We start from the raw sequence: 22,282 nt of genomic DNA, 5'->3' as shown, positions 1-22,282 counted from the left end.
CATCCTTGCCGAACTGCCCCTCGCTTATTAGCAGACACTGTTACATGCCAAGTGCGTGATTGACAGTACCTTGCCCGCGCCTTCACTGCAGCAGTGACACCCCTCCAAGTTGTCGCGAGAAATGTCCGCTCTTGTAGCGGCCAAGCTGCCACGAGTGGCCGAAAAGCGGCGCAGAGCGGAACATGGGCATCGCGCCGCGACAGTTGAGATTCAATTGCGGCTCAGCGCTCGCCCGAGAACTGAAACGAATGCGATATTGCGCCGGCGTCAGCCCAGTTTTGCGGCGGAAGAGACTCCCGAAAAAACTCGCATCCTCGTAGCCGACTTCATTCGCCACCGCCTCGACACGTAGATCGTCCCCCTCCGGCATTAGTGTTTCTTTCGCCTTAGGAGAGTTACCTCCTCTCCGAGCGCCCATACATCAAGCTAGGACCGTTCGAGTGTTCCGGGGCTTTGAAGGCGCCAGCAAAGCCACACCTCGATTTTTACATTTCAACTGAGAGAAAACCCGAAATGTACGTCCTTAACCATTCATTGACTCCCGCCGCTTGCGATCTCTAAATCGTTTCTGAGGGAACGTTCTTGCACGCTGCGTTTTGGGAGGCGCTCGATGTTGAACCGACTTGATCACCCATACCTTTCCCCCGCTGATTTGCAGACCTGCAAACGGGTCTTCGAGCGGCTTTGTGCCGAGCGAAATTTCGACCATGCGAGCGAAGAAGCAGAGCACATTGCTCCGGCGGTGATCCGTCACTTTCGAGAAGGCCACGTAGACGAAGGCGATCTTTGGCTTGCCGTCCGAATGTGCCGCACATTTCGGGAGGCCTTGGCGATGCATCGCAGTGTCGGCAGGCTGGCTTCCTATGAGGGCGTCGCGCGGAGCTCGTATTTGCCGAGCAGCCGGAGATAGTGCGTTAGAGTTCGTTGGGCGCCGCAAATCAGGCCCTCGCCGTCGCGAAAGGTCCCTTCACCGGGGCCTGACATTGAGCACCTCTCCTTCGAGCTCGGGATCAAACAGCTAGCTACCAGCCGCAGCTATTCTGAGGCTGGGAGTTGGTCCACTCCCTTTTGATTGAGGAGAGTTGCCAGCCCGGTAATGATCTGCGGCATAACAAACGGCTTGGTGATCATCAGGCTGTTGGGTACGCCAAGCGACGGCCAGTCGTCCGCGCCATCGCCACTCATGTATATCAATCGCCACTCATGTATATCACTGGCATGGTAGGATTGGCGGCTCGGAGGTGCCGGGCCACATCCCACCCGGTAGGGCCGTCTCCAAGTCTGATATCTGTCAGCAGAGCCGCAACTCGCTCAGGCTCACGATCAAAAGTCGCAATGGCTTCAAGGCCCTTTAAGACGGCGATCACCTCGAACCCGGCCTCGCGGAGGGAGTTCTCGATGTCTAAGAGGATCATGCTCTCATCCTCTACGATCAGGACGGAACCCGACGGCATTGAAAGCCCTGCCCCCCGTGAGTAATTGCTCAGTAATTCAACACCAGGCCTCGAATGTTCCTTGCGCAATAACATTGTTAATCCGGGGATAGAAGGCTGTGATCCCGAGGGCGCGGCTTCGAAGGGGATGGCCTCTCGCAAAAACAGCCACTAGACGGGAACTTATATCAAATGTTGAAGTTAGGAAGGTCTCTGAGCGGTTGGGAAGGATCCTAGGCAGCATGATGTCTGAGCCCGAGCGTCGCCTTGTCCAAAGGCTTATCGACGAGACTGACATCACGGAGGCGCAAGCCTTGGAGTTGATAGCGCTGCTGGGAGCGAATTGGTCCAAAGGCATCAAGCACGATCTAACGTCGCCAGCCCTACCGCCATCGAGAACATTAGCGCCCACAGCAAATTGGTGGGCTACCCGAACGGGTTCTTGATGGCACAGGCTCCTTCTTCAAACATCTTGATCCGCAAGCTCCAGACCATCTCGGAACTCGCACAATCAGATATTGGCATTCTGGGGAACATCTCGATTCAGGAGAAGGAATATCAGGCCAACGAAGACATTCTGCGCGAGGGCGACAAGCCGAGCCTTTCCTTCGTCGTTCTTGACGGCTTGATAGGGTCGACCACACTAACCGGGGAGGGCAAGCGTCAGATCTCCTCCTTTTTTGTTCCGGGCGACATTCCCGACCTGCATGGTTTGCATTTGTCGGTCATGGATTGCACTTTCACCCCTCTCATGCCCGCTCGGGTGGGCTTTATGCGGCACGACGCTCTTCGCACTATATGCGACCAGCACCCTTCGATAACGAGAGTGTTTTGGCGCTCCACTGTGATCGATGCGGCGATCTATCGAGAGTGGGTCACCAACGTCGGAAGGCGCGACGCCTACTCTCGTATCGCTCACATTTTTTGCGAACTCATTGTCCGCCTTCGCTCGGTAGGTCGCATTGAAGATCATGTGGCCTATCTCCCCATAACGCAGGCTGCACTTGGCGACGCAGTTGGCCTCTCCACCGTGCACGTGAACCGAGTGCTCCAGGACCTTAGACGCGATGGTCTGATATCCACCGTCGGGCCGCGTTTTCAGGCGAGCGACTGGGCAGGGCTCGTTCGCGCCGCAGATTTTGACTCTACCTATCTGCACCAAAGGGCTGCGTAAACGGGTGCCGGTTTCTGAGGCTGCTGGGTCGCTCACCAGCCGCTGACCCAACCCCTCGCGATACTTGAAACCGAATCTGCTCTAGAACATGCACTCCCACACGATGTCGATCGCTGCTTGAGAACTGAACCGCAGAATGACCTAGTAACGGAATCACTTCTCAAAGATACGGCCTTAGGAAGGAACCCGACGAAACCTGAACGGTGCGGGCGCTCCGGCTGAATATCTGGACGAGGAATATTCCCGCGATCTCGTCAGCCTTCTCACCGTGTCGACCTGAAGCGAAGGTTCGCCGGGGGAAACCTCGAAAGGACGACTGCCCCGAAACACGTGCGGAGCGCCGGATAGTGTCCAAATTTCGCAAAGCCTATGCACCGGAGCTGCTTAGCCATAGTGGAGACGCGGCTTTGGCAACGTTCCTATAAATTGAACCCCAATTCGGTCGTTCCTGCGCCACCGCAGGACTGCTTGGTAGGCAACGCCGTCGGTCGGCACGTAAAGCACGAACCGCTCAGGGACACGCGCTTCCACCGGGACTTTGAGCTCAGCTCCGCCACTGTTTTGGTTCCGAATGGTGCAACTGATCTCGGAGTTTGTAATTCCGCTGATGATTGAGGCGCCTTTAAGCACCCGCTGCCTCCGTTCGCGGCGATGCTCTTCATCAACCATGTGACCTCCATCGGTCACCCCCCGGCCCTATGGTACGCCCACCGACGAACAACTGTCCATCTGGGGCGTCGCTCGGTAGCCGGACGGCATAGATGCCCGTTGCGCTGGTGAATTCGCCGACCAGACGCGAACAGACCCGAATGGTCCCGTCCAGCGGTGTCAATCCGGCAGCAGCATCTCCTCTTCATCAGCCGCGGCCTCGAACAGCAGCCGGAAGTCGTTACCGGGCATTTTGCCATCCATCGCAGATAGGCAAGCCTCGGCCGCCAGCCGCCACTTGGGGCCACGATTGGACCACTTTAGTAGCTCCTCGGCGGCGGCATCAACTCGGTTGACACCAAGGCGAAGCCCCGGGCGCTCAGTCTTCACATAAACCGGAGGGTTGAACCAACGGTGGGGCATCAAGCCTCTCGAACGTCAAAGGCGATGAACAGTCCCCAAACGGAGGCTGAATTGACGATCATTTCGACCAACTGGCAGTCAGTCTCACGAAGATCATGGCCGCGCTCGCGCACCGCTGCAATGGTCGCCTTCACGGAAATTATATTGCCCGGTTGAGAACCCAACAGGACCTCGCGAACCAACTCCTTGGCCGTTCGCTGTGCAGGCCGAACAGGTGCTTGAATGTCCATCCCGCCCTCCCAGAGAGATAGAACCTCAATCAGCTATTCTGTGGGTCAGTTTCCGAAAAATGCAAGTGCCGGAAACGTACAAAGCAGGTTGTTTAGGGCGCAATTCCCTTCGACCGATTTGCGCTTCGTTATCGTGGCGACGGATGGCGGTGCTCGGAGCGTCTCGGAGCCGTGCACCTCAACTCGACGACATCGACCCGAGGCGCACGCTGATCCGAGGAGCAGGACGAGGGAGGCTGGGACCGAAACGCCATGCTCTCGACCAACGGGTGGAACTCTCAGGTGGCGCGACGATGACGCCGAACGCCAATCTTCGAGCTGGCACGGAGGGCAAGCGTTCCCTGCAGCAATCGCGCAGGTAGAGCCCAGGCCCCCCAATAGCGTGCCCAACCTCGATGCACTGCCAGCATCAACGGCAGGAACAAGGCGAAGTTCTGACCCCGATCGCCGGCCGACTTCGGCGCCGAAATGGTTACCAAACGAAAGCGATGTCCGGGCCTTCAAGGCCTCATCTATTCCGGCCAAGCCGGCCCGGACCCCAGCATTCAGTCACATCCCTTGGACTTGAGTGCAGAGCTGCTGCATCGAAGCCATTTGAGCAGCCGAGTTCGCGCCCGGACCCGTGCTGGTGCTGGCGGTCGTATCGCCAGCTGTATTCAAGGATCCCGACGTGCCGGTGGTTGTACCCGAACCAGTGCTGTTGCTGGCCGTGGTGTTACTGCCGGTCGAACCAGAGCTGCCTGAAGTGCCGGTGGCTGTGCCAGAGCCGGTGCCGATACTCGCCGTTGTATCACTGCCGGTCGAAGCCGAGCTACCTGACGTGCCGGTCATTGTGCCAGAGCCAGTGCCGTTACTGGCCGTCATCCTCGAGCAGTCGGAGCGAACCTGTGCCTGCTGTTCAGAGCTCAGGGACGACCAGTTCTTGCGGATCTCATCCTGCGACAGAAGTCTTCCCGAATTGGCGTCGCTGAAGAATGAGCCGGAGAGCTTGCTGTCCCAGCCGCTCGGGATACCGCTTTGGCCGGAGCCGGACGTAGAGCTCATACTGGACCCGGCTGATGAGCCGGACGTTCCGTTCGTGCCGCTGGATGTTCCCGACGACTGCGCCAAGGCCGCGGTGGCGAGACAGAGAGAGATCGCTGTAGCTGTCAAAATCTTACGTTTCATGTGAGTCTCCTATGGGTTCGGCGCCGTTGCGGCGTCGAATCCCAATCTCCAGGAAAGGCACTTGTTCCTGTAGAGAGCGGAATTGAATGTCATGATCCATGCGCACCAGTCTTGGGTCTCGAATGCGATGCCGGAGCGCTTCAACGACCACCGAACCGCAGGCGAGGGCAAGCGGCCGGCAGCAGCCAGGAGGGCGACCAGAGCGCCGACATAGAAAGGAAGGAGGTAAGCAAATATTCGCTTCCGCTAATTTAAAGGACCGCACTTGTGGTCCGCAGCGAAGTTAAACTTTGTCAACATGCGGCCTTTTTTGCCGCAGCGGCGCCATATGGCTTTCGACCAGGCGCACGTGCTCGGCCTCGACAGCAGCGCCTACGAAGCGATCCTCAACGCGGTCGTCCGCCGTAACGACCACTTGGCAAACTGATCATGTCGCGGTGCTAAGGGCGAGAGACAACGATAGAACAGGTCTTCCTTTGTTTGGCAGCCCTGTAGTCAGCTTCCCACGGCAATGCTTCGATGTCGGGCTTGTGCCCAGCTTCACGGTAGGCGGCCTGAGCCAGGTAACTTGCTTTGTCCCGCTCCACAACGCAAACGGCGGATTTCCCGGGCACCTGTAAAGGCCTACAGCTTTTTCCATGCAATAGGTGTCCTACGGGTGCTCGAGCATGTCGTCCTTCATTGCGATGACAGAACAAGAGAGAAGATAGCATCGGCCCGGCACCCCTGTAAGGTTTTCGGCGAGCGTATTATGTGGGGTTTACCATTGCTTTTGAGGGTGGCTGCGATGGTTGCAACGCATACGGATATCGCTCTGGCGGCCCTTCAGGCCACCTTCCTATCTCGGCAGCGGTCCATGGCCGGGACCACCGCACTTCGCAGGGAGATGGACAACTCGACAAAGAATGCGGCTTCACGCGAACTGCTGAAGCGCCTTCCGTCAACGTCATCGCGACGACGTGGCGCGAGGCAGGGAAGATGCCGACCCGGCTCCTGTTGCCGTGTCCGCGTTACAGGCCGACGTTCTCCGCTCTGCTGCCGAAACCTAGTCAAGGAAACGGGTGTGCCTGAGTGTCAATGGCGCGATTTTTTGGCGGAGACCGGCTGATGGCCAAGGTTCCCGAAGGCCTTTGCCGGCCGTTGGCGCATCGTCGGTATGGATGTTTGGGGCAACGACTTCCTCGATCTGGTCGGCGGAAGCACATCCGATTCAAAGGCTTGGCGGATGGCGAGATCGCCTTCAAGGCGGCCCTCACCGGAGGGGTACCCAGCGTCGGCCGCCCAGCCATGCATGTCGATGAAGAAGGTCGCCCATTGCGAGGAAACGGTGCCGTTGAAGCGCGAATATCGCTCCCTTCCTCGGCTGGTGTGATCGGTCGACCTGACTCAAGGACTTCCTGCTGCAGAAGGAACCGAAGCGGCGCGGCATCGTTGATCCTTAAGTTCAGTCGCAGACGGGGCTTCAAGTCTGGTTGATGATCTTGATGCTTTCGAGGGACCGATTTTTATGGCTGGCAGCGCCATCGAGCAGGCGAACACAGGCTCGCCATCGGAGAGTCTGGCGGCCTCACCTGTGGAGACACAACTGGCGCTTGGAGACTTGGCCCGCGCAAACGCTGGCGGTCGCCTTTGGGTCATCGCCGCTTCGGTTCCGCTCCTGTTCATGATCAGCGGGCTTGTCATTCGGTATGCTGCATTCCATTCAGTCTCGGCAGTGCCAGGCTTCGAAGCTTATGCGCGTGCGCTCTGCAGGTGGGACTGCGCGTGGTATGTGGACATTTCCGAACACGGCTACGAGCGTTTTCCCATTCCAGGCCAAAGCAACGTCGGACGCTGGGGCTTCTTTCCATTGTATCCCATGCTCGTGAGGACCCTTCGGTTTGCTTTCCCTTTTTCCACGATTCTGATCGCGACGATCACCTCGACTGCGTGCAGCTATGCCGCCTGCCTTGTGGCATGGCCACTTCTGGAGAAGAACGTCCGCGCTTACATACTGTATTGCGCTTTTCTGCTTAGCGGGCCGTTCTCCTTCCACTTCACCACGTTCCTTACCGAACCTCTTTTCGTGCTCCTGACGTCGTGCGTCTTTTTGGCACTCAAGCGCTCCAACTACCTGGCCGCTGGCGTTACATGCGCTTTGCTGTCGGCAACGAGGCTGGTCGGGGTCCTTGCTGTGTTTGCAATGGTCAATAAAATGTTCGAGCAGCACCGCCAGCAGGGCGGGTCGGCGGTGTCTTTCCCGCGGTGGGTCCTTGGTCGTCCGGATATGCTGGTAGCTATCTTCATCTCGCCCGCCGGCCTGTTTGCTTACATGCTCTTTTTGTATCTCACTGTCGGGGACGGGTTTGCTTTCTTGCACGTCCAGCGCGCGTTTGGGCGGGTTGCTGGCGATCCGCTCCTTTTTCTATGGGACGGTCTCGCTGCTGTTCCGACAAAAGGCTGGCTGCCCACGGCGCCGCAATGGAGCGCGCTCGCAGCGATTATAGGGCTGACCCTATCGGTCGTTCTGGCGGCCCGCAGGCGATATGGCGCTGCGCTCTTCTGTGCGAGCAGCATCATCCTGCCGTTGATCACCAACCTGGCTTCCATGGTTAGATACGTCATTGGGCTTGCGCCGCTGCTGATGTTGATTGCCGAGCTGCTGTCGGTATCGAAGCTGACCTATCTGGTGATTTTGGCTCTTTTCCTGAGCGCATCTTATTTCATGACTTTGGCGTGGATTGGAGGCTATCTTGCCCTGGTCTGACAGCCTGTCACTCTATGGCCGTGCTGGCTCGACTCGCGGCTACGCGCTGGCGTTGGTTCTGGCCGTGTCCGAGATCATCATCCTCGCACTCGCTCTCAATCCAGATGTCAACGCCGATTATCGGGCCTATTACATCGATCGCACGACAACGTGCCTCAATCGCGATGCGGTTGGCAGCTACACTCCTGGCCAGACGGTATCGTTTCGATCCGACGGCGCCAAACAAGCAGCCGGCATGATGGTCTGCGGTTGGTCGGGCCCGGTAGCCGACGGAACCCATTCGCTGGGCGAGACCTCTCGGTTGAGACTGGAAATACCTCAGCTTCGCGACGAGCTTACGGCAACGCTACAAATGTCCGCCGTCATTCGTCCACCACAGACCACCCAAAGGGTAATCATCTCGGTGAACGGAGTTCGCGTACACGAGGTAACACTGTCGAGCAAAGACCCGACGACGATCTCGTTCGCGATCCCGCACGCAGCGTTTGCTAGCGCAAAGGTACTCGAAGTGACTTTCGATTATCGCGACGGGATTCCGCCAAGCCCAGCCGCCAGCAAGATCTACAAACGCGCTATTAAATTGGTATCGTTTCGGCTCGACGCCGGCTAGAGAGCACTTCACCGTTTTGTGCAAACGGTGAAGTGCTCTAACTCTTTATTTAACGCAATTCCGGAAGGAACACCGCTTCACGACTTTCTGGAGTTGCCCTATTTCAGCAGCACAACAGTTCCGTGATCATCCATGTGCCTGCACCTCCCGGATGGAGGAGAGCCGTCGCGTGCCTCCTCGCCACTGGCCGGCAGCCAATCGCGATAGGGTAGAGCGCGGCGGGCTCGAGATCATTGGTCGCCGGGATTGCGGCACTGCGCAGCGTCCGCCGGGGTCACGTTTTCTTTTGCGCGTCGTTCGCCTCGAACGGCTGATCGGTACGGGACGCAGGGCTCCCTTCGGAACGGAAGATTAATGAAATTAGGGCTTGTCTGCGGCGACAAACCATTCGGTGATCACCACCCTGCGTAGAGGGCACATCACTGATCGTCACGTCGTCCTGGTAGAACGAATCTTTCTGGCGGATTGCGTATCAGCCATCGCCGGTCTGATCGGGAATGTGTTCCGCAAAGACCCATCGGTCGAGCACGACGAAATTGATCCCGGGTACAAGCAAGCAGGTAATCATGATGGGAAAGATGAGGGGCAGGCCCAGCTTCGCCGTCAAAAGCGCCGGCGCGCCATAGGCGATCGCCAAGCCGATCGCCGCCAGCAAGAGAAAACGCGGAGCCTCTGATCTGTGCGACCCACGCGACATGAAGGTTACTGACCTGTGCGCGAGATAGGAAAACAACGCCGCGGCTGCGTAAGCTGCAAGGGACGCTCGGACGGGGCTGAAGCCGAACCGTTCCGATTTGACAAAGGCGGTTGCCAAGGCGGCATACAGGATTGTGGCGGCGATGCCGACCAGGCCGAAGCGGGCCAGAAGCTTTAGGGTGCCGCCGCCGGCAGATCGATGCTCAGACACGCCCACTACACGCATACTGGGCTCCAAGCGGCAGCAGCGCCAGGGCACGCTCAACCTGTCTGGCGAACCCGCCGGTCGACGGGAGCAGCAGGAAGTGCTCGGATCGAACCTCCCTAAAGCCTGCTTGTCGAAAGAGGGCCACTGCTCTGACCGCGTTGAGCAGGACCGCGTCTTGGTCGAACGGACACCGGAGCACCGCCAGACGCGTCAGCGGATTATAGGGATTGTGCTCGATGATGCAGGCGACGCCGCCTTGCCGCACGACCCGTCGCATCTCGCGAAAAAAATCGAGCCAGGATGCGGGCGAAACATGATGAACAACACAACTGGCAAAGGCCAAGTCGAACACGCAGTCGTCATAAGGCAGGCCCGTCGTGGTGCATGTCCTATAGACGACGCCCGGATTGTCCTCGCTGGCGCGCTGGATCGACCCTTGCGAGACGTCGCAGCCATCCAGGCGATCGAAAGCGCCGTCTAGATAAGGATGGAGCGAACCGACACCGCAACCCACATCAAGCGCCCGCACCATGGCTCCCCGGCGACGAAGTCCTCGCTCGGAGACTAGGCGCCGCAGCAGGTCGGCCTTTGCAGCCAAAAAGAAATCGTGCTTGAGTCCGGAAAAGCTGATCGACCCATCGATCGTCTCTGCATAACTGGATCTATAGCTGTCGAAGAGTTCGGCCACCGGGAGCGACTCCGTTGTTGGGCTTGCGAAATGATCTCCGGCGCCCACCAGCGATGGCAGGCACCGGCTCGTCGAAGCCGGTAAGCCGATTGATCACGTAAAGAGGGCGGCGTTTCACCTCGGCGTGGATACTACCGACATAGAGGCCGACCACGCCGGTCATGAAAAGATTGATGCCACACAGAAACGATACGATCACCACGGTGGACGTCCAGCCGGCAATGACGCCGGTCTCAAAAATCCAGGCGAACACGGCGTAAGCGCCAAAGGTCAGGGCAAGTGCGGAAATCGCCGATCCGCCCCAAAGCGCAAAGTGGAGCGGCTTTTCCGAGAAGCTGACAACCGCGTGAACGGCAAGGTGCATCATCTTCCAGAAAGGGTATTTGGTCTGGCCGATGGTCCTCGGAGGGCGTTCGAATGGCACCGCCGCTTGCTTGAATCCCATCCAGCCGAACATGCCTCTGACGAAGCGATCATGTTCAGGCATGTGTCTGAAGACGTCCAGCGCATGGCGGCCGACCAGGCGGAAGTCCCCGACGTTGCGCGGGATGTTGACCGCCGTCATCTTCTCCAGGAAACGGTAGAAAAGATCGGCGCTAAGCCGCTTGAACCACGATTCGCCTTCGCGCTTAACACGGCGGGCGTACACGATCTCGAAACCTTCCTTCCACTTTGCCACGAGATCAAGAACGACCTCCGGTGGATCTTGCAGGTCGGCATCCATGACGATGACGGCATCCCCCGCAGCAGCATCCATGCCTGCCGTGATCGCAATCTGGTGTCCGAAATTACGGGAAAGCTCGATAAGCCGGAAGCGAGGTTCGGCGGTGACCACCCGCCGAAGGTATTTGACGCTGCCGTCATGACTACCGTCATCGACGAAAATCGCCTCGGTCTCTCCGTCCAGCCGACTGATCAGTGATCTGATCCGTTCGATCAGTCGCGGCAGCACTTGTTCTTCATTATATATCGGCAGGACCAGCGAGTAGCGCGGCGACGCGTTCACTCCCGTCCCGACGCTTTGGATCACAGAGGCTCGCATGCGGATGGAAATGAAGAGCCCGCACCAAAGTTCCATAAGGTGTAACTAATTTAGAAACTTTAGATATGACGACTCGGTTGGAAAGGCAGGCGCGTGTGAAACTGGTTGACAGGCGCGCAGCCTACTTGGACGAGAAAACAGTTCGCCGGATCTAAAGGTTATCGTCTAGCTGCTTAACCCGCTATTGGGGAAGCGTCCGCCCAACGCGACCTCGGACACGTTCCGCACATTCCGACGGACTCAAAATCCAGTCGCAACGCTACCTACAAGCGCTGCAGACCCTTAATCCCTTATCGACATATCGTGAACGGCCGGAGCATCATGGTTCTGAGGCGCCTTCCGCGTCTTTAAAAGGAAAAATCCCGCAACAACTGAGGCAGACCGCATATGCGTCCGATTAGCCCAAACTGTGCGGCTGCGGGGAGCGCCCCGCGGTGGCTGGGCGCCTGTCGGCCAAGCAGAGCCGCTTTTAAATCAAATGCCTCCGAGCGGCGCAAACGGCCATTCTTGTTCGCTGTGGACGTTGAAGCTCACAATCTCGGCATCCTCGCTAGGGGCGGCTTGAGGTGGCGCCTTGCGGAAATCCAACAACCGTGGTCGGCCGTGGCAACCAAAAGCCGAGTCCTGCATTGTAGTAGATGCTGTTATACCAACTCCCCATGTGCTGTTCTCGATGCGGTGCGCGCGGCCATGATTATGAGCACTGCACGCATCTGAACCATGGCAGCCTCTCCGAGGCGCCTGCGCCTTCCACCCAGGGCGATGAACGGCACAACCAACAGGTTCCGGTTAGCAATCCAACCCAGATCGCTGGGCCGGGCCGGATATTTTGACACTGATTGAAGTCGTGCGCCTGCAGCGTCAGTTCGCGGCACTGAAGCCATTTGCCCGCTGGGTCCGTCCAGACGGTCAGAAGGGTCCAGAAGGCCCATCCGCTAGCCAGCGGGCGTTCTCATACCGCAGATTACCCCGGAACAGGCCGCGGCGTCCTCCGGCGGACTGTATCTGCGGCTCGGCTCGCGGCGTCGCCTCCGAAGGAATCTGCCCGTCGGCTGTTAGCAAGCGCGGCATTCCAGATCGAACCGGAACGAATGTAGCAGTTTTCAGTAACGACGGGACACGTCAAGGAGAATTCAAATGACACGCCGACCAAAAATTTTGGCCAGCACTGCACTCGGTTTGCTGATCGCGTCCGCGCCGTTCGGGCCCTTCGCGCCCCTCAGCAGCGCCGCCTCCGGTCCCGCACGATTCGTCGCATCCCCACCGCCGATCTTTATCAAGTTAAAATGCAAGGAGGGCGAGTCCGCCGAAGCCTGCGCGCTGAGGCAGCAGGCTCCGACTGAAAACGCTGCTCCACTTCCAGCGACCGAACCACAGCCTGCTCAGAAACCGCAGGAGCAGCCAAAAGAGGCAGCACCTGCGTCCGAGGCAGCTCCCGTTCAAGAATCCTCCCCACCGGCTGAACCATCCGCGAAGGAACAGCCTGCTCAACCGGCCGCGCCGGCGCCGGCGTCCGAGGCTGCGCCAGCGCAGCCGGCCCCAGACAAATCGGCTCCAGTTAAGCAAGTCCAGCCACCTGCAGATGAGGCACCTATACCCACCCCGGCTCCCCAGGCGCCTGCTACGACCGATCAGCCTGCGCCTGCCCAGGGCGAACAGCCGGCGGAACCTACGAGCAAGCCAGAAAAGAAACCTGCCGCCGAGCAGCCTGCCGCCGAGGCGCCTGCACCAACGCAGCCCGTGACTGGAGAACAACCTTCGACCGATCAGCAGCCTGCAACCGCCCCAGCTAATGGTGAGCCAGCGGCGCCCGCCCAAAGCGAAAAGCCAGTTCAGGGCGAGGCTCCAGCAGATCCGAACGCCGCACCAGTCCTCGACAGCGAAAAAGATGCAAAACGTCCGGGCAAGGACGGCAAAATGCCCGCTCAGCAGAGCGATGGAGGTCAGGCCCCCGCTTCTGCGGCTGCCCCCGTAGACTCCGGACCGCCTCCTGCGGACGACAAGGCAGCGCAGCAGGAAATCAAGCCTGAGAAGATTGTTCCGGTGACGGATGAAAAGGGTACCCGCCGCGACACGGCCCCGGATAGCCAGGCGCCGGAGCGTCCAAAGGGCGCCGATGTTCTCACCGAAATTGGCGGCCGGATCATCATCCAGTTCAACAACCAGACGATCGTCCAGAGCAACGAAGCTCCGCGAATGAACCGTGGTGCCAAGGATGTATACTACGAGGATCTGCCGGGCGGCCGCACGCGCGAGACAATCGTTCGGGACAATGGCATCCAAATCGTCACCATCCGCAACCGCTATGGCGATGTCATCCAGCGATCGCGCATCACGCCCGACGGCCGCGAGTATGTGCTGAGCTATGTCGACGAGAGGTATTACCAGGACGTACAGGATTGGCGCGATCCTGGTGATGACTTGCCACCGATGCGGCTGAACATCCCGCGCAAACAATATATCCTGGAGTCCGATTTGGTCGAGAATGCCGACGACTACTATACCTTCCTGGAGCAACCGCCGGTGGAAAAGGTCCAGCGGCTCTACTCGGTCGACGAGGTCAAGCGCTCGGCGCGTGTGCGCGATATCGCCCGGCGGGTTGATCTCGACACGTTGAATTTCGAGTCCGGTTCGGCGGCGATCTCGGACAGCGAAGTCCAAAAGCTGCAAGGCGTTGCGGACGCAATGGAGCGGCTGCTGAAGAAGAACCCGGCCGAAACATTCTTGATCGAAGGCCATACCGACGCCGTCGGTAGCGACAATGCAAACCTGGCCTTGTCCGACCAGCGAGCAGAGGCCGTTGCCGAGGCCCTCACCACCTCCTTCGGCATCGCGCCAGAGAACCTGACGACCCAAGGCTATGGCGAGCGCTATCTTAAGGTAAACACGACAGGGTCCGAACGGCAGAACCGCCGCGTCGCAATTCGCCGCATCACACCGCTGGTGGCGCCGGTCGCCAGCGCCAACTGACAACGGGTCTCGCGACGCGGAAAAGAGTGCCGAGTCGCGAGACCCTTGCCAGCCAAGCTGATCAATGCTCCGGCCTCCTCTGTTGGCCGAAGATGCTTGTCTTTCAACCCCGACGCGGCCTGTCAGCCTTCCGTGCGGTTTTACCATTCCACTTGCGGCTAAGCTACATTCCCGCATGTTCAGGCAAGGCTGGGGAAAGCACCATCGTTTGTCATCGAGGCCACTCCGGTTGCGCTCGATGATGCGGGGCAAATCGCGCCTTCTGCTGATGGTCCAAGACCAGCCAAGGAAATCTGCCTGGCCCATGGATTTTCGCGGCCATGCTTGCGCGCGGCGCGACGAAGCCGTCTGTCCGTTTTCACCCCAAGAGCCTCCCGACCGGCGGTCACGCCATCGCCGACTTCTGCCAAATCCGAAATCCTAGTTTAATAGCTATCACCTGTGACCCGAGGTTCCTTGCCGGGGACTTTCGTACGCCTGCTAGCGCCCGAAACTCTTCACGATAGCAGTCCAAGCTTCTGGTGGAGAGGCATAAAAACTGGACATCGGGTTGCGGGCGTGCCGACGGCTCAATTGGGACCGTCTCCGGACTGTCCGGTTTCGGGTCCGCACTCGCGAAAAGCTAGCTTTTGGCTCGCGCCCGTTGAACCCAGCCCGCATGGACAAAACAGGCCACAATGGATGTGTTTGCCTGACAGATTGGTGCGCAGGAACTTGCAAGCGGGTTAGCCACAACGTTCCGATGACGTTTCTGCAGGCGGCGGCGACGATCCCTGAGAGTTTTAGCGTGGACGCGGCGGTTGGCTGCAGTCTGCGCCAAATCGCCGTCGTGAAATATTTCAATGGAGCGATTTCGGAGCACAGGAGTTGAGGACCGTGAGATTATCAATTGTAGGTAGAAACCGATGTCGCTACCTCTAGGTGTTTTGGTTGTCGAAGACGAACCTCTAATCCGCAATGACATCGCGGATTTTCTTCGGAGCGAAGGATTTCTGGTTTTCGAGGCTTCCAATGCCGACGAAGCCATCGCCATACTCGAAACAGGTGTAATGATTCAAGCGATGTTCACCGACATCGACATGCCGGGCAGTATGGATGGCCTGAAACTTTCGGCTGCCGTTCGCGATCGATGGCCGCCCATCAAGATCGTAGCGACGTCAGGTCACCGCGCCATGGCGGCAGCGGATCTCCCGGAAGGGAGCGCGTTCTTCGGCAAGCCATATGACCACGCAGGGGTCGCAACCTGCCTGCGAGGTATCCTGTCGCTCTGATGGCAATGACGGAAGCTGGCCAACCCTTAATGAACGTTTAGGCCACCGAGGTCACTGAAAGATCTATTGCGCAAGGCGATCAGGCTGGACTTTCAGCGTGACAACAAGACCATCCTTTGCCCAGTCGTAGACAATCGAGCCGCGCAGATGACCAGTTACGCTGCGTTCGACCAATTTGCTTCCATATCCCGGAGCCGCGGTCGGCACCTCGACGGGAGGCCCGCCGCTTTCCGTCCAGACGATCGAGACGGCCTCACTTTGCGCCGAACACGAAACATCCAGCGTCCCAGTCTCGGTCGACAGAGCGCCGTATTTGAGGGAATTGGTCGCAAGTTCATGGATGATAAGCGCGAGAATTGTTGTTGAAGACTCACCAACGCTCATCCTGGGCACCGCAACCCGAATGCGACCACTGAAAGCGCCCAGATCATCATACGGCGCCAGAAGTACTGTCAAAAGATCGCCTAGCAGCGCCGAAGCGGCCTCGGTTTGACCTGGCACGGGCCTGACGAGATCGTGGGCGCGGCCCAAGGCAGTCAGCCTCTGTGTCAACTCGCGCGCCATGTCGTTGGTCGTGGTCGTCGAACGGGACGTGATAGCGGTAAGGCCGGAGGCGATGGTCAGCAGGTTCTTGACACGGTGGCTCATTTCGCCGGCCAGAAGCTCCCGACCTTCCTCCGCCTGTTTTCTCCCCGTGACATCGATGAAAATGCCGAACATCAGCCGCTGGACCATACCTTCATCGTCGCCTTGCCCTCGGGCGGAGATCCATTTGAGCTCTTCGCCGATCATGATCCGGAAATCGATCTCGTAGGGGCCCACAATTGCCCGCGTCGCGTTGAACGCGGCTCGCACACGGTCGCGGTCGGCAGGATGGATGTGTGCGGATAGATCTTCAAATTTGACGTCCGTGACACGCGATATGCCCCACAGGTCATAGGCCCGATCATCCATGGCCAAGGCATCGCTGTCCACGTTCCACGACCATAGGGTGACGCCTGCGGCTTCGATGGCGCGGATCAGGTTCCTGGGCTCCCATAGGAGTGGTTTCAGATGTTCTGCTGTGGTTTTCATGGACGCTCGCAAGATCGCAAGGGAGGTTTTGACGAATGGCCAAAAGGGATCTCAGATCCAGTTATTCCAGGTCTGAGAAAAAGTCGCAGATCAGATCGGCAAGTTTGGTTGCCTCAAAATCCGTCATGTGGGCGGCTGTTTCCACGGCAGCCGTTGCGAGATCGTCCTGATCGACCGCCAAAAGATCAAGAATTCGGGCAAATCTGATTTTGAGTTCATGCGCGCCTTCGAATTCGTCGATCGTGACCTGAAGAATCCTTGGTGTAGCATCGATCAATCGGGTTTGGATGCTGTCAGGCGACGATGCAAGGATACGTATAGCCGCGAAAAACTGCTCGCTCGCATTGGTGTGTATTTCGTCCATCAGGTACCTTCTTCGCTGCCGGCACGCCCTGGACGCGGGGCATGAAGCGCGAGGTTTAAGAGCTGAGAGATAGGGCGTGCTGTTTCGGCGCCGCTAAGCTCGCTGAGGCTGGATCGCTGGGATGGTTTCGGACCCTCCACGTTAGGAGAGCAACCCTAGGTACCATAGATCTCCACCATTACCCAGCCCTCTAGGGACGCGCGCGTTTCCCCGGGGCACGTGCTGGGACGGCGATCAGTGAAATGGCGAAAAAATGCACAGGGCGACGCATCGCGACGGCAATTCCACGCACGACCAGGCAGGGTGTCAGCCGCTTTACATCACCGGCCGCGTCATCCGTATCTGCTTTGACATGTTACGTCTTCAATAGCCCTTTGGGCGACCCTCAACGTCTGCATCAGTTCGCATCGAGGCCACCTCTATCCCCAACGCTCGGTGCATAGGGCCCGACATGGAATACTCGTTGACCATCTCGCGTGCACTGATGATAGGTTCATCAGCAATTTTCCTGGCAGCAACCGTCGCAAGCTGGAACCAAAGTCCGTATGGAGTGTTGAGGTGGGCTCGTTCCGCGGTGGATTTCCTCCCGACTGGCGCGTGCTTGAGGCAAGAGTTCGAACAGTAGCCGCCGAGGGAAATTTCAATGAGATTGGTTTGGATGGCGGCGCCGGTAGCGTTGCTGCTGGGGCTTGGCCTCCAACCGGCTTTCGCCGTCTGTAACATTTCCGATGCCAAGCTCGAAGAGGCTGTCCTCAAGAGCCCGGAATTGCGTAATCCGGAAAATCGCTACCTTGTCCGTGACCTACGAACCCTTAGAGATGCCGCCTTCTTGCTGTGGTCGTATGGCTTACAGGAGGACTGCGAACGCTTGCTCGCCAACATTCGACAACTGATTGCCGCGCCATCAATGGCGAAGCTTGGGGGCAACGACGAGGACCTTGCCGATGAGCAGGTGGCCGCAGAAGAACCACAGCGGCCGCAGGGTGGTGAAGTTCAGGGTAAACGCAGCACTCCAGGCGCAGGACCTCTCACCAAAATTGACGAGCTTGAACCCGGTCTACGTGTCGACGAGATTGTCGGCGCCGAGGTTCGCAGTTCGGATGACAAGATCGTCGGTGAAGTTCGCAACGTCATCATTGGAAGCAAGGACCGATGGGACTACGCAGTCATTGCCTCGGGCGGCTTTTTCATCGCCGGCAAAGACAGCATCGTCGTCCCTCTGCGGTACATGCAGGTCAATCAGGAGCGGAACAGCTTCTACCTGCGCATCTCCAGTACCGACGTGAAAGCCGTTCCGTTGATGGCCGACCAGGAATATCTGTGGCTCGCGGACGACGCATGGCGTGCGAAGAACGATGCTGTCTTCGAGAAGCTAGATTCTCACCCGGTTCGATACGATCTGCCGGCAGGGCAGCAACCCACGACTAAAGTTCAGTGAGCTTTAAAACGGTACTTGCAAGACGAGCCTCTGACGGCGATGTGCTAAGGATTCCACCACCTAAAGATAGTGTTTGCGCGCTGGGACCGATAGCACCGCACCTCTGACGCGCTTTGGCTTTCGTGGGGATAGCGGATCGGCTATGGACTAGTCGCCGGTTGCAGACACGAATTGCGTTGCGGAAACGAAGCCTGGAGGACACCATGCACCTGTCGAACGAGAGCATAATAGTTATATTGGTAGTGGGACTTATTGCCGGATGGCTGGCCGGTAGAATGGTGCGGGGCGTGGGCTTTGGCGTGATCGGGGACATCGCAATCGGGATCATCGGCGCGTTCATAGGGGACTGGCTGCTGCCCCGCGCAGGCATCCATCTGGGAAGCGGAACGATCAGCCTGATCATCAATGCAACCGTCGGCGCCATTGTACTTCTCCTAATCATCCGCTTGGTTGCTGGTGGAGGGCGTTTCGGAGGCGGATGGAGGGGTCGGTGGCGGTAGCCATCTCCCGTCGGCAGGGTGATCCGCCCGCGATCCATGAGCCGCACTCAGGCGAAGAGAGTGGCTGCTACGGTTTCTGTATCATAGGTTCGCTACCTGGTTCTTCATCTGCGCCTAACCGGTGGTGGCGGGCCACATCGGAGACCAGGATCGCTGCTAGTTTGCGGATCTCTCTCATCTCACCTTCAATCTGAATTAGCGATCCGACACAGCTTCCCCGTCGCAAACAAGGCGACGGGGTCGGATATCAACGGCCGATATGAGGCGCAAAGCAGCCATTCAGTAGCTGATCGACTGCGCCTCGGTCGCCTCTGTCACACGGCTGCCAAACTGACCCGGATCGGCGTCCGATTTTGACCCCCTTATGGAACACTGACCGTCGCGCATTACACGCAACGCCGTTTTCACAGCGTCAGATTTCAGTCCGTTCTGCCAAGAGCAAAGCGTCTTCGATTTCGACGCCCAAATACCGCACTGTATGATTGACAAGAGGGGTAGCTAAAAGGAGCTGACTGCGGCGGGGCTAAAGAGTTCCTGCTCCGGCTGATCGCGGCCGTGCCCTACAAAATCCACACCGTGCTTACCGACAACGGCATCCAGTTAACCACCCCCGGTGCCGGTGGCTCGGCGGTGCCGCTGATAAAGGAGGCAATCGCCAATGGCGAGATCTTCGGCGAGATCTTCCGCGCTCACGCCTTCGAATACGGCTGCGCTAGGAACGACATCGAGCACCGCACGACCAAGGCAAGGCATCCGTGGACCAATGGCCAGGTCGAGAGAATGAACTGGACCATCAAGGACACCACCGTCAAACGCTTCTACTACGAGAGCCATGACCAGCTACGCACCCATTCGCCGACTTCGTTGCCGCCTACAACTTCGCTCGTAGACTCAAGACCCTCAAGGGTCTCACACCCTACGAGTTCATCTGCAGGGCGTGGGCGTCATAACCGGAACGCTTCAAACTCAATCCGCCCCAGCAAATGCCGGGACCAAACACCTACCCAAGCCAAAGCCGCTCGACCGCCATCCCGCACTTTCCAGGCCCCACCCGCACTTCCCCGAAGCCGCTGCTCAGCGGCCCAATTTGAGCGGCAATAAGCTTACAGTTTCGAGTGCGGCACCCCGAACGAAGTCCGCAAGCGCTTTGACAATCGGGCAGATAATCGTTCACAGCTATGGATGCAAATCACGCCTTCCAGAACGGCTTTTGCAGTTCCGCCTCGACGGCAGCCAGGGTGAGACCGATGTCGTCGATCCGCTGAGGCCCATCTTCCGCCAGTCGCTTCAGTTCCTCGCGATAGTACTTGCGCTCGCGCCAGACCGCGACCAGGCCGCGCAGGGCGATGAGTCTCGCCCAGACCGATGCCGGTCCAGTCGTCCACGTCGGCTGTTCGCTCCAGAGAGACTGGTAGAATCTCGAGGTAAGTGAAAGCTGCGTGCTCATTTGGCTCGTCCTTTCTTGGTGCTGCTAAAATCGATAACGCTACTTTGGCGGATGAGCGGACCTGCGTACTAAAGCGCGGCCGAAACTGTTCCGAAAAGTTCCGAAACGTTTAATATGGCGGGATGCAACGGGTTCACTTCACCTTTGGTCCGTTCGTGCTCGACCCTGAGAAGGGGACGCTCCTGCGACAGGAGATACCGATCTCCATCGGGCATCGCGGCATCACGCTGCTCGCCACGCTTGCGGCCCGGCCCGGCGACATCCTGACCAAAGCCGAGCTGATGGAAGCTGCCTGGCCGGGCCTGGCGGTCGAGGAAAGCAATCTCACCGTCCAGATTGCGACGCTGAGGAAGGCGCTCGGCCCCACCGACCAAGGTGGCGACTGGATCGCCACCGTGCCTCGCGTCGGCTACCGCTTCACCGCGCCTGTCGAGCGCGTGGAAGGTTCAGTGCAGCGATCGATCGCGCCGTCCGGCAAACCCACCATTGCCGTGCTGCCCTTCGCCAATTTGAGCGGCGATCAGGACCAGCAATATCTGAGCGACGGCATCACCGAAGATATCATCACTGAACTGGCGCGATACCGGTCGCTCGTGGTCATCGCGCGCAATTCATCTTTTCAATTTCGTGGGCCAGCGCCCGATGCCGCGGAAGTCCATCGGCAACTCGGGGCGCGCTACCTTGTCGAGGGCAGCGTGCGACGGCTCGGGAGCCGTATCCGGATCACGGCGCAACTGATCGACGGCGCCAGCGGCTTCCATCTGTGGGCTCAACGCTACGACAGGGCGCTTGAGGACATCTTTTCGGTTCAGGAGGAGGTGGCGGCCCTCGTGGCTTCAACCGTCCAAGGCGCCGCCGAGGCAGATGCGACTAGCCGCTCGCAGCGAACGCCGCCGGCCGATTGGGCCGCCTACGACTACTACCTGCAGGGTCGCGCGCACTACCATCAGTATGAAATGGACATGGGCGAATCCATGTTTACCCGGAGCGCCGAACTCGATCCGGCTTTTGCTCAAGGTCATGCCTATCTAGCGCAGTGCCTGGTTGCGCGATTCTGGTACGACCGCGATCCTCGAACGCTGCAAAGTGCCTTCCGGTCTGCGCGCACTGCGCTCCTGCTCGACCGGAATGACGGCATCTGCAACCAGAGCATGGGTCTCGTGCTTGTACATATGCGCCAGCATGGGGATGCAGGACTGCATTTCCAGCAGGCCCGTACGCTCAATCCGCACGACGTCAACATTGCCGGAGACTATGCAAGCTGGCTCAACTACGGCGGCCAGCCTCAGCAGTCCTTGGCGGTCCTCGAAAGGGCCATACTGCTCGACCCGTTGCCCCCGGTCTGGTTCTGGGAGGTGAAGGGAAGCGCGCTCTTCCTGCTCGGCCGATACGCCGACGCGATCGACGCTTATCGGAAGGCCGGCGACCAGTTCTTCATCCATGCCTTTCTCGCGGCGGCCTACGCACATCTAGGCGAGATGGAAAACGCGCATGTCGCAGTCGAAGCCACACTGAGGCTGCAACCGGACCTCTCTCTTGGCTACCTTGCTCACCTTCCCTTCGCAGACCCATCATCCTTCGAGCACTTCCTCTCCGGCTTCAGAAAGGCCGGCTTTTTATAGGATCCAGCCGGTCCGAAAACTCATCGCTGCAGTTGCGTGCATGTGAGCAGTAAGAAGGGACGACGGCGATGATAATCGACAGGACAACCTCCCATACTGTTGGAACCTGACATGCGGGGTCATTGCTGCATCAGGCCCGACCGTCCGCTTTCGGGCGAAGGTAAAGTTTGCCGAACGTCCGAGATCAGGCGCATTGCGGTCCGGCAGCCTTGGGGCCGGGACCAGTAAGTCCGCTTGTGGTCAGTTAAGAACGACAGAGGCCGATCTCGACCCACATCAGCCATGCGGCAACATCCGGTTTCGCACAAGGCTAAGCCATGAGGGCAATGTCTTCAAAACGACGTGGTTGCATTATCGCTGTCCAGTAGGCCAAGCATGCTCGCATTCGAAACGCCAGTCGAATACGCTCAGCGAAGCTTTGAGCTAGGGAGGCAGGACAACCGCACATGGAGCGAAGGCTTACCGCGATCCTTGCTGCCGACGTGGTCGGCTACAGCACGCTCATGGGCGAGGATGAGGTCGGCACGCTCG

General features: G+C 58.8%; 20 protein-coding genes and 1 pseudogene. 10 read left to right on the top strand and 11 right to left on the bottom strand.

The annotated features are described in order from the left end of the window. Nucleotides 1-82: 82 nt before the first annotated feature. Together NKI35_RS29770 and NKI35_RS29765 are read right to left on the bottom strand one after the other, a co-directional pair. Nucleotides 83-370 (bottom strand): AraC family transcriptional regulator, encoded by a 288-nt coding sequence (locus tag NKI35_RS29770; protein ID WP_502897190.1) that lies wholly within the window; start codon nucleotides 368-370, stop codon nucleotides 83-85. An 820-nt stretch (nucleotides 371-1,190) separates the two neighbouring features. After that, on the bottom strand, nucleotides 1,191-1,415 hold the full coding sequence (locus NKI35_RS29765) for a response regulator (RefSeq protein WP_352742337.1): 225 nt from the start codon (nucleotides 1,413-1,415) through the stop codon (nucleotides 1,191-1,193). Between the two features lie 463 nt (nucleotides 1,416-1,878). On the opposite strand from NKI35_RS29765, the gene NKI35_RS29760 reads away from it, so the two are divergent. Next, nucleotides 1,879-2,607 carry a Crp/Fnr family transcriptional regulator gene (locus tag NKI35_RS29760; protein WP_352625098.1) on the top strand — a complete coding sequence of 243 codons (729 nt, stop codon included), beginning with the start codon at nucleotides 1,879-1,881 and terminating at the stop codon, nucleotides 2,605-2,607. 384 nt (nucleotides 2,608-2,991) lie between these two features. Here NKI35_RS29760 and NKI35_RS29755 read toward each other — a convergent pair whose 3' ends face one another. From NKI35_RS29755 to NKI35_RS29745, 3 genes are all read right to left on the bottom strand, one after another. Continuing rightward, on the bottom strand, nucleotides 2,992-3,276 hold the full coding sequence (locus NKI35_RS29755; protein WP_286460937.1) for a PilZ domain-containing protein: 285 nt from the start codon (nucleotides 3,274-3,276) through the stop codon (nucleotides 2,992-2,994). Between the two features lie 159 nt (nucleotides 3,277-3,435). Further along, on the bottom strand, nucleotides 3,436-3,678 hold the full coding sequence (locus NKI35_RS29750; RefSeq protein WP_023669677.1) for a DUF982 domain-containing protein: 243 nt from the start codon (nucleotides 3,676-3,678) through the stop codon (nucleotides 3,436-3,438). Further along, a complete protein-coding gene (locus NKI35_RS29745; protein ID WP_352519029.1) occupies nucleotides 3,678-3,908 on the bottom strand; it encodes a hypothetical protein in 231 nt (76 codons plus the stop codon). The genes NKI35_RS29750 and NKI35_RS29745 overlap by 1 nt, the downstream gene beginning before the upstream one ends. A 628-nt stretch (nucleotides 3,909-4,536) precedes the next feature. Between NKI35_RS29745 and NKI35_RS29740 the strand changes: the two genes are divergently transcribed. From NKI35_RS29740 to NKI35_RS29730, 3 genes are all read left to right on the top strand, one after another. Beyond that, complete coding sequence (locus tag NKI35_RS29740) at nucleotides 4,537-5,079, top strand: protein TonB (protein ID WP_352742334.1); 543 nt, start codon at nucleotides 4,537-4,539, stop codon at nucleotides 5,077-5,079. 1,503 nt (nucleotides 5,080-6,582) lie between these two features. After that, nucleotides 6,583-7,821: a putative hexosyltransferase gene (locus tag NKI35_RS29735; protein ID WP_352656084.1), complete on the top strand. Its 1,239-nt coding sequence runs from the start codon at nucleotides 6,583-6,585 to the stop codon at nucleotides 7,819-7,821. Further along, nucleotides 7,808-8,431, top strand: a complete 624-nt coding sequence (locus NKI35_RS29730; RefSeq protein ID WP_352500585.1) for a hypothetical protein — start codon at nucleotides 7,808-7,810, stop codon at nucleotides 8,429-8,431. Before NKI35_RS29735 ends, NKI35_RS29730 begins: the two co-directional genes overlap by 14 nt. A gap of 472 nt (nucleotides 8,432-8,903) precedes the next feature. Here the strand turns inward: NKI35_RS29730 and NKI35_RS29725 are convergent, their stop codons facing one another. The 3 genes from NKI35_RS29725 to NKI35_RS29715 are packed head-to-tail and all read right to left on the bottom strand — an operon-like array spanning nucleotide 8,904 to nucleotide 11,065. Further along, nucleotides 8,904-9,353, bottom strand: a complete 450-nt coding sequence (locus NKI35_RS29725; RefSeq protein ID WP_352562530.1) for a GtrA family protein — start codon at nucleotides 9,351-9,353, stop codon at nucleotides 8,904-8,906. Next, the gene (locus tag NKI35_RS29720; protein ID WP_352562531.1) at nucleotides 9,331-10,023 is read right to left on the bottom strand and encodes a class I SAM-dependent methyltransferase; all 693 of its coding nucleotides are present in this window, start codon (nucleotides 10,021-10,023) and stop codon (nucleotides 9,331-9,333) included. The genes NKI35_RS29725 and NKI35_RS29720 overlap by 23 nt, the downstream gene beginning before the upstream one ends. Beyond that, complete coding sequence (locus NKI35_RS29715) at nucleotides 9,998-11,065, bottom strand: glycosyltransferase family 2 protein (protein ID WP_352656103.1); 1,068 nt, start codon at nucleotides 11,063-11,065, stop codon at nucleotides 9,998-10,000. Before NKI35_RS29715 ends, NKI35_RS29720 begins: the two co-directional genes overlap by 26 nt. 1,137 nt (nucleotides 11,066-12,202) lie before the next feature. On the opposite strand from NKI35_RS29715, the gene NKI35_RS29710 reads away from it, so the two are divergent. Together NKI35_RS29710 and NKI35_RS29705 are read left to right on the top strand one after the other, a co-directional pair. Next, nucleotides 12,203-14,035, top strand: a complete 1,833-nt coding sequence (locus NKI35_RS29710; RefSeq protein WP_352742331.1) for an OmpA family protein — start codon at nucleotides 12,203-12,205, stop codon at nucleotides 14,033-14,035. Nucleotides 14,036-14,940: 905 nt separating this feature from the next. Beyond that, entirely contained in the window at nucleotides 14,941-15,306 is a 366-nt protein-coding gene (locus NKI35_RS29705; protein ID WP_352656088.1) for a response regulator, read from the top strand. A 63-nt stretch (nucleotides 15,307-15,369) separates the two neighbouring features. Here the strand turns inward: NKI35_RS29705 and NKI35_RS29700 are convergent, their stop codons facing one another. Continuing rightward, nucleotides 15,370-16,380, bottom strand: coding sequence for a sensor histidine kinase (locus tag NKI35_RS29700; RefSeq protein ID WP_352742329.1), 1,011 nt, complete (start codon nucleotides 16,378-16,380; stop codon nucleotides 15,370-15,372). A 61-nt stretch (nucleotides 16,381-16,441) separates the two neighbouring features. Next, complete coding sequence (locus NKI35_RS29695) at nucleotides 16,442-16,744, bottom strand: hypothetical protein (RefSeq protein WP_352742327.1); 303 nt, start codon at nucleotides 16,742-16,744, stop codon at nucleotides 16,442-16,444. 643 nt (nucleotides 16,745-17,387) lie between these two features. Between NKI35_RS29695 and NKI35_RS29690 the strand changes: the two genes are divergently transcribed. The 3 genes and pseudogenes from NKI35_RS29690 to NKI35_RS29680 all read left to right on the top strand — a co-directional run. Continuing rightward, nucleotides 17,388-18,182, top strand: a complete 795-nt coding sequence (locus tag NKI35_RS29690) for a PRC-barrel domain-containing protein (protein WP_352742326.1) — start codon at nucleotides 17,388-17,390, stop codon at nucleotides 18,180-18,182. A gap of 203 nt (nucleotides 18,183-18,385) precedes the next feature. Continuing rightward, on the top strand, nucleotides 18,386-18,682 hold the full coding sequence (locus NKI35_RS29685; protein WP_352742324.1) for a GlsB/YeaQ/YmgE family stress response membrane protein: 297 nt from the start codon (nucleotides 18,386-18,388) through the stop codon (nucleotides 18,680-18,682). Between the two features lie 522 nt (nucleotides 18,683-19,204). Then, nucleotides 19,205-19,632, top strand: a pseudogene (locus NKI35_RS29680) (integrase core domain-containing protein); the annotation flags it as partial. A 239-nt stretch (nucleotides 19,633-19,871) separates the two neighbouring features. Here the strand turns inward: NKI35_RS29680 and NKI35_RS29675 are convergent. Next, nucleotides 19,872-20,129 (bottom strand): DUF1127 domain-containing protein, encoded by a 258-nt coding sequence (locus NKI35_RS29675; RefSeq protein WP_352742322.1) that lies wholly within the window; start codon nucleotides 20,127-20,129, stop codon nucleotides 19,872-19,874. A 122-nt stretch (nucleotides 20,130-20,251) separates the two neighbouring features. Here NKI35_RS29675 and NKI35_RS29670 point away from each other — a divergent pair, with 122 nt between their 5' ends. After that, complete coding sequence (locus NKI35_RS29670; RefSeq protein ID WP_352742320.1) at nucleotides 20,252-21,751, top strand: winged helix-turn-helix domain-containing tetratricopeptide repeat protein; 1,500 nt, start codon at nucleotides 20,252-20,254, stop codon at nucleotides 21,749-21,751. Nucleotides 21,752-22,282 lie beyond the last annotated feature (531 nt).

The organism is Mesorhizobium sp. M0676, from assembly GCF_040320535.1.
Taxonomy (GTDB): domain Bacteria; phylum Pseudomonadota; class Alphaproteobacteria; order Rhizobiales; family Rhizobiaceae; genus Mesorhizobium.
Note: the sequence above shows the minus strand (reverse complement) of the source record. Positions and strands in the feature narration are given on the sequence as shown.

What these genes read in the sequence shown, in the direction of transcription:
- NKI35_RS29770 (WP_502897190.1), bottom strand. Translation starts at nt 370, where the DNA reads ATGCCGGAGGGGGACGATCTACGTGTCGAGGCGGTGGCGAATGAAGTC.
- NKI35_RS29765 (WP_352742337.1), bottom strand. Translation starts at nt 1,415, where the DNA reads ATGATCCTCTTAGACATCGAGAACTCCCTCCGCGAGGCCGGGTTCGAG.
- NKI35_RS29760 (WP_352625098.1), top strand. Translation starts at nt 1,879, where the DNA reads ATGGCACAGGCTCCTTCTTCAAACATCTTGATCCGCAAGCTCCAGACC.
- NKI35_RS29755 (WP_286460937.1), bottom strand. Translation starts at nt 3,276, where the DNA reads ATGGTTGATGAAGAGCATCGCCGCGAACGGAGGCAGCGGGTGCTTAAA.
- NKI35_RS29750 (WP_023669677.1), bottom strand. Translation starts at nt 3,678, where the DNA reads ATGCCCCACCGTTGGTTCAACCCTCCGGTTTATGTGAAGACTGAGCGC.
- NKI35_RS29745 (WP_352519029.1), bottom strand. Translation starts at nt 3,908, where the DNA reads ATGGACATTCAAGCACCTGTTCGGCCTGCACAGCGAACGGCCAAGGAG.
- NKI35_RS29735 (WP_352656084.1), top strand. Translation starts at nt 6,583, where the DNA reads ATGGCTGGCAGCGCCATCGAGCAGGCGAACACAGGCTCGCCATCGGAG.
- NKI35_RS29725 (WP_352562530.1), bottom strand. Translation starts at nt 9,353, where the DNA reads ATGCGTGTAGTGGGCGTGTCTGAGCATCGATCTGCCGGCGGCGGCACC.
- NKI35_RS29715 (WP_352656103.1), bottom strand. Translation starts at nt 11,065, where the DNA reads ATGCGAGCCTCTGTGATCCAAAGCGTCGGGACGGGAGTGAACGCGTCG.
- NKI35_RS29710 (WP_352742331.1), top strand. Translation starts at nt 12,203, where the DNA reads ATGACACGCCGACCAAAAATTTTGGCCAGCACTGCACTCGGTTTGCTG.
- NKI35_RS29705 (WP_352656088.1), top strand. Translation starts at nt 14,941, where the DNA reads ATGTCGCTACCTCTAGGTGTTTTGGTTGTCGAAGACGAACCTCTAATC.
- NKI35_RS29700 (WP_352742329.1), bottom strand. Translation starts at nt 16,380, where the DNA reads ATGAAAACCACAGCAGAACATCTGAAACCACTCCTATGGGAGCCCAGG.
- NKI35_RS29695 (WP_352742327.1), bottom strand. Translation starts at nt 16,744, where the DNA reads ATGGACGAAATACACACCAATGCGAGCGAGCAGTTTTTCGCGGCTATA.
- NKI35_RS29690 (WP_352742326.1), top strand. Translation starts at nt 17,388, where the DNA reads ATGAGATTGGTTTGGATGGCGGCGCCGGTAGCGTTGCTGCTGGGGCTT.
- NKI35_RS29685 (WP_352742324.1), top strand. Translation starts at nt 18,386, where the DNA reads ATGCACCTGTCGAACGAGAGCATAATAGTTATATTGGTAGTGGGACTT.
- NKI35_RS29675 (WP_352742322.1), bottom strand. Translation starts at nt 20,129, where the DNA reads ATGAGCACGCAGCTTTCACTTACCTCGAGATTCTACCAGTCTCTCTGG.
- NKI35_RS29670 (WP_352742320.1), top strand. Translation starts at nt 20,252, where the DNA reads ATGCAACGGGTTCACTTCACCTTTGGTCCGTTCGTGCTCGACCCTGAG.